This window comes from Anaerolineales bacterium, assembly GCA_022866145.1.
GTDB lineage: Bacteria > Chloroflexota > Anaerolineae > Anaerolineales > E44-bin32 > PFL42.
Genome location: JALHUE010000507.1, coordinates 1 through 8,940 on the forward strand (window position 1 = coordinate 1; position 8,940 = coordinate 8,940).

General features: G+C 65.2%; 6 protein-coding genes. 1 reads left to right on the forward strand and 5 read right to left on the reverse strand.

Going from position 1 to position 8,940, the window contains the following annotated elements:
- Nucleotides 1-394: 394 nt before the first annotated feature.
- From MUO23_14750 to MUO23_14770, 5 genes are all read right to left on the reverse strand, one after another.
- Complete coding sequence (locus MUO23_14750) at nt 395-1,303, reverse strand: phosphotransferase (protein MCJ7514209.1); 909 nt, start codon at nt 1,301-1,303, stop codon at nt 395-397.
- Between the two features lie 78 nt (nt 1,304-1,381).
- Nucleotides 1,382-3,808: an FAD-dependent oxidoreductase gene (locus MUO23_14755; GenBank protein ID MCJ7514210.1), complete on the reverse strand. Its 2,427-nt coding sequence runs from the start codon at nt 3,806-3,808 to the stop codon at nt 1,382-1,384.
- Between the two features lie 129 nt (nt 3,809-3,937).
- Nucleotides 3,938-5,785 (reverse strand): APC family permease, encoded by a 1,848-nt coding sequence (locus MUO23_14760; GenBank protein ID MCJ7514211.1) that lies wholly within the window; start codon nt 5,783-5,785, stop codon nt 3,938-3,940.
- 170 nt (nt 5,786-5,955) lie between these two features.
- Entirely contained in the window at nt 5,956-6,951 is a 996-nt protein-coding gene (locus MUO23_14765) for a hypothetical protein (GenBank protein ID MCJ7514212.1), read from the reverse strand.
- On the reverse strand, nt 6,923-7,789 hold the full coding sequence (locus tag MUO23_14770) for a DeoR/GlpR family DNA-binding transcription regulator (protein MCJ7514213.1): 867 nt from the start codon (nt 7,787-7,789) through the stop codon (nt 6,923-6,925). The genes MUO23_14765 and MUO23_14770 overlap by 29 nt, the downstream gene beginning before the upstream one ends.
- A 166-nt stretch (nt 7,790-7,955) precedes the next feature.
- Here MUO23_14770 and MUO23_14775 point away from each other — a divergent pair, with 166 nt between their 5' ends.
- Nucleotides 7,956-8,747 (forward strand): hypothetical protein, encoded by a 792-nt coding sequence (locus MUO23_14775; GenBank protein ID MCJ7514214.1) that lies wholly within the window; start codon nt 7,956-7,958, stop codon nt 8,745-8,747.
- The last annotated feature ends 193 nt before the right edge of the window (nt 8,748-8,940 follow it).

Sequence of the window (8,940 nt, forward strand, 5' to 3'; positions counted from 1 at the left end):
AGCGGCCGGCGGCAGCCCCGGGGGACGACCGCGCCGCGCGGCGCGAGCGGCGGCGCCAGGAGCGGATGGAGGGATAGCCCTCCCTGGTATGGCCTGACAAAGCGACAGCCCCGGCATTGCCGGGGCTGATTGCTGGCTTGTGCCGGGGCGCGCCCGGGCCGGAGGTGCTATCAGGTAGACCCGCCCGGGTCGGCGACATTGCTGCAGCGCGGGCAAGATAGCTGGATCAGGCCGTTGTAGTCGAGGCGCCAATCCCGGCAGCGCGGGCAGGGATCGCCCATGCGCAGACAGGCAGCGTTCCTTCGTGCAGCCCCACGCTCTCGCGAGAGGGAAGGGCGGCGCGGGGCACGGGGCAGTTGGGTGGGGAACTTCGCGCCGGCAGCGGCCACGCGGGTCAATCGTTCCGCTCGGCGTCCTTCAGCCAGACGTCGAAATCGGGGGAAGCCATGATCGACTGGGCTCGATCCCACCGGCCCTGGGCGTAAGCCCAGAAATCGTAGTCGATCTTCGAGACCTTGTTTTGGATCGCCCCCCACAACGTCCAACCGACGTCGGACATCAAAGCATTCAGGCGCATCCGCGCCAACAGGTGGCGCCTGGCTTCGCCGAAGTAGGCGGCGCACAACTCGGCCATGCGGCCGGCGTCGTACTGCAGCTCTTGACAGGTGTTGCCCAACTCGAAGCAAGGGTCGTTGTTGCCGCTATATTCAAAGTCGATCAGCCTGAGTGTCGCTCCATCATCGATGTAGTTCTCGGCCAGCAGGTCGTTGTTGCACGGGACCGTCGGCAGCGCCCGGGCCGTCACGGCCCGCTCGATCTCGCCGACGGTCGGGAGCCGCTGGCGGTACCCTTCCGGGATCCGGACTTGATGTTCGTCCACCATCTCCAAGTAGAACTCGACCAGGCGGAACATATTGAAGTCTGTGAGGAAGCGCGGCCCGGCGTGCAGGCGGCGCAAGGACTGAGCGATCCGCCCTGGCATGCCGGAGGCGGCAAGCGCCTGGTTGGACATGGTCTGTCCCTGGATGAACTCGAGCACCAGGACGTTGACCTCGGGTAGATGGTGGATCACCCGGGGACCGACGCCGGCCCGGGCGGCGGCCTTGGTGTTGTGGGCCTCATTGGCCCGATCCACGGCCAGCAAATCGGTGCTGGCGCCGGGGATGCGAACGAAGTAGGGCGTGCCATCGACTTCGACGCGGAAGTTGGCGTTGGTCAGGCCGCCCGCAAGCGGCTGCCAGACAGCCTGTTTCCCCTGCCAGTCCGGAATGGCGGCGATGACCTGGTCGATACCGATGGACATGGTGCCTCCGCCTTGTGACGTATGCGGCCGCCCCCGGCGCGACGGTGGTAGGCCGCGCCGGGGGCGGGTGAGGTCGGGCTAGCTGCGGATCCGTTCGCCCTTGGGATCGTGCAGGACGTCGGCGGCCACGCTGGCCGGGACCAGATCGCCGAAGAAGTCGACCTGCAGCTTCGTGCCCGGCTTGGCCAGGTCGAGCGGCAGGTAGCTGTAGGAAATGTTGCGTTTGACGGTGAAGCCGTACCCGGCGCTGCGCAGCCGACCCACGACCTGCTTGCCGGATAGAACGGCCTCACCGCCGTAGAGCGGGAGATACTCCTGCTCGCCGATCGTCAGGGTGCACAGCTTCTGGCTAACGCCCTGCGCCTTGATCTTGGCCAGCGCCTCTCGGCCGATGAACTCCCCCTTGTCGAGGCGGACACAGAAGCCGAGTCCGGCCATGTACGGGTTCTCGGTCTTGGTCACGTCCATGCTGTAATATCGGTAGGCCTTCTCCAGCCTGAGCGAGTCGAGCGCCTTGTAGCCACCCGGCTGGAGGTCGTACTTCTGGCCTTCGGCCCAGATGGCGTCCCACACCTGCATGGCCCGGGCATAGGGAACATACAGCTCCCATCCCAGCTCGCCGACATAGGTCACGCGCTGGGCGTAAGCCGGTGCCCCGCGGACTTCGATCGCCTTGGCGGACATATAGGGCAGAGCCTGGTTGGAGAGGTCGCCTTCGGAGATCGCCTGCAGCAGGTCGCGGGCGCGCGGTCCCCACAGGCCGATGACGGCATATTCCTCGGTGACGTCGCGAATCTCGACCGGGGGATCGTCGGGGCGCAGGCCCATGCGCACGAGTCCCAGGTCGTTGCCGATGAAATTCGAGCCGGTGACGATGCGGAAGTAGTCTTCTTCGAGGCGGGTGATGGTCACGTCTGTCTCGACGCCGCCGCGGGTGTTGAGGAATTGGGTGTAGACCGCCTTGCCGGCTGGGACATCGATCTGGTTGTCCGCCAGGCGTTGGAGCAGCGGCAGCGCACCGGGGCCGCGCAGGTCGATCTTGCCGAACGAGGTCATGTCGAACAGGCCGACGCGTTCGCGCACGGCCTGGTGTTCCTGGGCGACCCGGTCGAAGTACGGCGGGCGGGTCCATCCCCAGCCGCGCTGGTCGGCGCCGGCCCTGCGCCAGGCCTTTCCCGGCTGGAAGAAATTCACCCGCTCCCAGCCATTCTTCTCCCCGAACACCGCACCCTGCTCCTGCAGGCGCTGGTGCACCGGGCTGAGGCGCCGCGGCCGTGCCCACTCGTTCTCGTCATTCGGATAGCGCAGCAGGTAGTAGTACTTGACCCCTTCCCGGGTCCGTTCGGCGGCGTAGGTGGGATCGGCGTAGTAGCGGCCGAAGCGCCAGGCGTGGAAGCCGAAGACGTCGAGCGAGGGCTCGCCTTCGATGATCCATTCGGCGAGCAGCTTGCCCATGCCGCCGGCGCCGCCGTAGCCGTTGAGTGACAGGCCTGCGGCGCACCAGAAGCCGCGCACCCCGGGGAGCGGGCCCAGCAGCGGCCGGCTGTCGGGCGTGTACGCGCCTGGATGGCGAACCAGGGTGATGATTTCGGCCCGCTCGAGATGGGGAATGCGGCGAATCACCCCCTCCAGCAGTGGCTCGAACTGATCGTAGTCGGGCGGCAGCGCCTTGCCGCCGTGCTCCCACGGCGTGCCGTCGACCCAGCGGGCGGTCGGGTTGAGTTCGTACCCGCCGACGACCAGCCCGCCATTCTCCTCGCGCAGATAGACCAGGTTGTCCGGATCGCGCAGGCAGGGCGTGTCGTGCGGCAGCTCATAGCCGGGAACTGCCTTGAGGGCGATGTGCTGGTGGTCCACCGGGGTGGTCGGGATGTGCAGGCCGGCCATGGCCGCCACCTGCGGTCCCCACAGCCCGGCGGCGTTGACGACGATCTCGGTACGGATGGCGCCCTTGTCGGTCAGGACGCGAGCGATCTCGCCGCCCGGGGTCAGTTCGATCCCGGTCAGGCGGGTGTCGGTGTACACGGTCACGCCCATCTCGCGGGTGCGCCGTGCCAGGTCGGTGGTTGTCAGGTAAGGGTCGAGGTGGCCGTCCCGCGGAATGTAGAAGGCGCCGTACAGGTTCTCCTTGGAGATCGCTGGGAAATGGCTGAGGGCCTCATCCGGCCCGATGACGTCCACTTCCAGGCCGATGGCGCGCGCCTGGCTGACGTTGCGTTGGAGTTCCTTGAGCTGGGCCTCGCTCGACGCCAGGCGCAGGCTGCCCACGTGGCGAATCAGGCCAAGCTCACTGAACAGGTCGAGGCTGTACTTGCGGATCTGCATCAGGGTGGGAGAGGTGTGGAACTGGGTCACCAACCCCGCCGCCCAGCCGGATTCGCCGCTGGCGATTTCGCCCTTCTCGAGCAGCACGACATCGGTCCAGCCCATCTTGGCCAGGTGGTAGGCGACGCTCACGCCCATGATGCCGCCGCCGACGACGACAACTCTGGCTTGGTCTTTCATCGAGTCCTCCTGGAATCGAGAGAGCTGTCGCCTCACGATCCCTGCACCGGACCTCAACCGATCTGGGTGGGTTGAGGTCCCGCGCAGGGGCCGGAGGGCACGGCCTCCGGCCCCTTTGGGGAGCCAGTACTACTCGGGTGGAATCTCCTTGAAGGCGAAGTCGACGTTGATGCCGCGCGTCTTCTGGCTGTTCTTGACGATCACGTACCAGATTGCGCACAGGATGATGATCCCGAAGGCGATGATCTGAGCCCACAGGCTGCCCGGCAACGCTGAGAAGTCCCAGTTGCCAAGCACGCCCAGCGCGGGGGCGAGCAGGAAGGCGACCACCATCGCGCCGCCGAACCCGCCGCCGAGCATGCCCAGGGCTGAGAGCCAGGGCGCCTTCTGACCACGTGCCCAACCACCCAGATGCTTGCGCATCGGATACAGGAACAACACCACGCCCACAATCGTGAGCAGGCGCACCACCCAGATCAGGGTCGGGTAGCTGGCGAAGGCTTGCGGCGCCAGAACCCAGGCGGCGGCGATGAAGGCCAGCACGCCCAGCAGGGTGAAGAGCAGGGCGACGAAGCCGTTGACCGTGTACTTGGCGCCGGGCGAGGCCTCGTAGACTTCCTTGGCGCGGTAGGGCAGCAGGGCGCCGGCCAGGCAGGTGATGATGAACACGTAGCCACAGGCGAAGGTGACGCCCAGCGTCAAGCCGACCCACCCGGGCACCAAGTTGTAGGCTAGGATGACCGGGATGCTGGCCAGGAAGTAGATTAGGTGAGCGTTGACCGGGGTGTGGTAGCGCTCATTCACCCGGCTGAACCACTCCGGCAGCAGGCGGTCGAGGCTCATGGCCACCATGATGCGGGTCATGCCGATGTAGCAGTTGTGCACGATCTGGTGCGAGTTGAGCAAGTAGCCCAGGCCGATGATCAGAACGATGATCGGGCTGGCGGCCATGGCCACAGCCAGCATGTTCGGCCACAGGTAGAAGCCGTTGATCGTGGCTTCTGGAATCCCAGACCAGTAGCCGGCGCCGGCCACGTACATGAACTGGGCGCCGGCCACCTTCTCCAGGCCGACGGCCAGCAGCGCCAGCAGCAGGCCGGTCACGATCAGCGAACCGACGATGATGAAGGACTGGCTCTTGAACGAGCGGGCGTCCTTGATCTCGCCGTTCTGCTGGGCCGAGTACGTCGCCCACTGCAACGAGGTCCAGGCGATCGGGGCCACCAGCAGGGTGGCGATCATGCTGAACGGCGGATTGATGTCGATGCCGGCTCCGGTCACGGCGGCGATGGCGGTCTCGTAGAAGTTCTCCACGCCGCCACTGGCCACCGAGAAGGCGTTGATCCGTTCGACGAACTGGCTGGCCGGCGTCATGAAGAGCACGGCGAACATCGTGGCGAAGGCCGCCAGCACGACGTACCACATCACCCACTGGAACCGGACGTAGTTCTTGAAACCGCTGCACAGGATGATCATGGCGACCAGGGCGTTCAGGATGCTGACAATGATGATCCCGGTGGATTGGGTGAACCACACGCCGAGAGCGGACAGCGATGGAATGCCCAGGGTCGCGCCCAGTCCAAGGAACAAGGGCGCGAAGCCCAGGTAAGCCAGCAGCCAGCCGGAGAGGGCCACCCACTGCAGGATCCAGATCACGTAGCCCGACATCACCACCGTGAAGGCGGTGCCGCCGCCGAAGACGCGGCTCTCGAAGACGTAGTCGCCGCCTGAGCGAGGCAGGGCGGTGGAGAGCCAGACGTAGGCGAAGGCGATCGGGATTTCGATCAGCATGGCCAGCAGGATGCCCCAGACCATCTTGCCGCCCGGCAGGGCACCCGGCGCCCATAGATAGGTCCAGGGGAAGATCAGGCCCATGGTCAAGATGTTGTAGACGAATGCCGAATACGGAGACATGACCCGTATCAGGCCGGAGGCCTTGCGAGTAAAGACCTCAGGGGTTGCGGCGATACTAGCCATCACGTTTCCTCCATTCCTGATTTTGGCGACTAGATTCGGAACCCTCTCCGCCTGCTAGCTCCTATAGACACCTCCTCCTTCAAGAGGCCGATGAAAAGCCCCAACCACGACCGGTGGGGTTCCCTTCTGTGAGAAGGGCATGATTCATCAACCTGCTCGCGTCCCAAGCCTCAGCCGGACGTCAGCTGATAGCCGTCGATTTCGCCGGCACGCAGCGTGACCAGCACGCCGCGCAGGATGCCTTCACCATACTCGCTGCCGGGGTTGATGCACACCGTGCGACCGATCTTGGCAACCCCTGCAGATTCGTGGATGTGGCCGTGCAGCCCCAGGAGCGGCTGAAAAGTCTCAACCGCTCTCCGTACCGACTTGCTCCCGGCGCCGTGCAGCACAACCTGGCCCGCCTTGAAGATTTGCGTTGGCGGGTCTTTGGTCCAATCCAGCATCGGGCATGTGTCGAGGCTCGAATCAATGGGCGGATCGTGGAAGTTGAAGACGGCCTTGCCGAGGTCGGGGGCCCGGGAGGTCATCTTGTCGATCTCTGCCCACATTTCCTCCTCCGATACCTCGCGCGGAGTGTTCCAGGGTGTGGGGGTACTCAAGCCAATGCTGAGCATGGTGTGTTCGTCGTCGATCGGGACCGCCTTGCCCTCGCAGTCAACAATGTTCTCGGCGGAGGAATCCTTCAGCACGGCCAGCACGTCGACATAGTCATCGTTGCCGCCGGTGACGTAGCCCCTGATCCCCGTGCCGGCCAGGCGCTGCTCGGCGAGCTCGATCCAGGCGGTGAGCCGCTGGCGGGCCAGATCATGGAAGAGAGCATCCACAGCTTGAGGATCGGCGGCCAGGGCGCGGTATTCCTCTTCGCTCATCACCCGGCTGTAGAACCCGAGCATTCCGATCCGGTCGGTGAGCGTCTTCAGGCTCTCATCGCCTTCGATGTGCTGGACCGTGCCCTGCAGGGTGGCCCGATAGCGGCCAGGGCCCTCGCGGATGATCGGGATCGCCATCTTGCCGATGATGTCGCCGCCCATGATCAACACGTCGGCGCCATAGAACTTGCCGGCGTTGAGGAACTTGCGGTACGTCCGCTCCGAGCCGTGGACATCGGTGGCGAAGAACAGCTTGGTCGCCTTCTTATCGGTCTTCTTGCCAAACAGGGGCATGCGCGCTCTCCTCGCGGGGGATGGGGCCGACGGATTGGGTGTCCTCCCCATCCGGGCCGGCCAGCACGACCTCCAGGCCGCGCGCTTCCAGCTCGGTCCTGGGCCCGGCCTGCAGGCCGGTGTCAACGACTAGGCCGTGGATCTGTTCTAGGCGGGCGATCTCGTAGTTGGAGACTACCCCCCACTTGCTGTGGTCGGCGACGATGTACACCTGGCCTCGGGTGCGGCTGACCATCAGTTGCCCGATCTCGGCCTCTTGGGTGCTGGGGGTGGTGACCCCGTACTTCGGGCTGACGCCGTCGACGCCGATGAACGCCAGATCGGCGCCGAGCTGGCGCAGCATGTCGGCGGCGAAGCGACCGACGACCGACTGGGCGCGCCCGCTGTAGGCGCCGCCCAGGATCAGGATCTCGATCCCGGGCTCCCAGAGCTCGGCCGCAGCCCGCAGGTTGTTGGTCACCAGGATGATGTTGCTGAGATCCACCCGGGCGCGCAAGTGGCGCAGCAGGGCGTCGGTGGTTGTGCCGCTGTTGATGAAGACCGTCATGTCGCTCTGAACGCGGGCAGCGGCGGCGCGGCCGATCCAGTCCTTCTCCTCAGGGTGGAAGAGAGCACTAGCCGAAAATATCGGCTCGGTCGGCAGGCGCTGGGTGAGAATGGCCCCGCCGCGGGTGCGCTCGGCGATGCCTTGGGCCTCCAGCCACTCCAGGTCGCGGCGGACGGTCGCCTCCGACGTCCCCAGGAGATCCACCAGGTCCGCCAGGCGGGCGACGCGGTGGCTCTCGAGGTAGTTCTGGATCATCTGCCGACGCTGAGCGGGTATGAGCGCTCGGCTCACCGTGGGTTGTCCTTCCTAGGACAGCAGTACCAGCGTGAGCGAATGTGATGGAACCAGCAGGAGCTACGCAATTATTATGAGGGAGTTTGCTGGGTTTTGCAAGTTATAGGGTATAATGCGCTCAACTCCGCTCGCCTGCCACCCCCGGCCAGAAGGATCTCGACGCATGTCTATAGAAGCTGTCGGCATGGCTCCCCAGGACCGATCGGAGCGAGAGCGCTTCGAGAACGAGGTGCAGCGCATCGTCGAGGCCGGCAATCAGGGGGGCGTGACCCTGCGGCTGCTGGGTTCGCTCGCCTTCCAGATCCACTGCCCGAAGTACGGCTTCCTGCAGGAGAAGATGGGCCGGGCCTACACCGACATCGACTTTGCCGGGTATTCGCGCGAGACCAAGCAGGTCCGGGCCCTGATGGAGCAGCTGGGATATAGCGAACAGCGAGAGGTGTTCGTCGTCAGCGAGGGCAGCCGGGCGATCTTCGAGAACGGCGCCTCCGGGATGCACGTGGATGTGTTCTACGAGAAGTTGGACTTCTGCCACCCCATCCCGTGGGACGGCCGGCTCGAGGTCGACTCGCCCACCATCCCGCTGGCCGAAATGGTCTTGGAGAAGATGCAGATCGTGAAGATCAACGAGAAGGATGTGATCGACACGATCCTGTTGCTGCTGGAGCATGAACTGGGTGACGACGATCAGGAAACGATCAACATGAGCCGCATTGGCCAGATGTGCGGCGATGACTGGGGTTTGTGGCGCACCGTGACCATGAACCTGGACAAGGTCAAAGTTCTGGCGCAGGGCTACGCCGCGCTGGAGGCCGGCGACAAGGCCCGCTTGGCCGGCCAGATTGACAAAGCGCTGGCGCGAATTGAGGCAGCCCCCAAAACTATGGGCTGGCGGCTGCGTGCCCGCGTCGGCGATCGGGTCAAGTGGTACAAGGAAGTTGATGAAGTCGACTAACTCCCCCTAGCCCGGGACGAAGGGCTGTTGGATCACTCAAAGGGCGCGGGCTGCCGCGCTGGCAGGAGAACGCCATGGCTAGTCTGGTTCGAGAGTTGATGCACCCGGGTCTGATCACCTGCCGGCCCGACGCCCCGCTGGGGCAGGTCGCCGTCTTGCTGGACCAGCACCACGTGCATGCCCTGATCGTGGC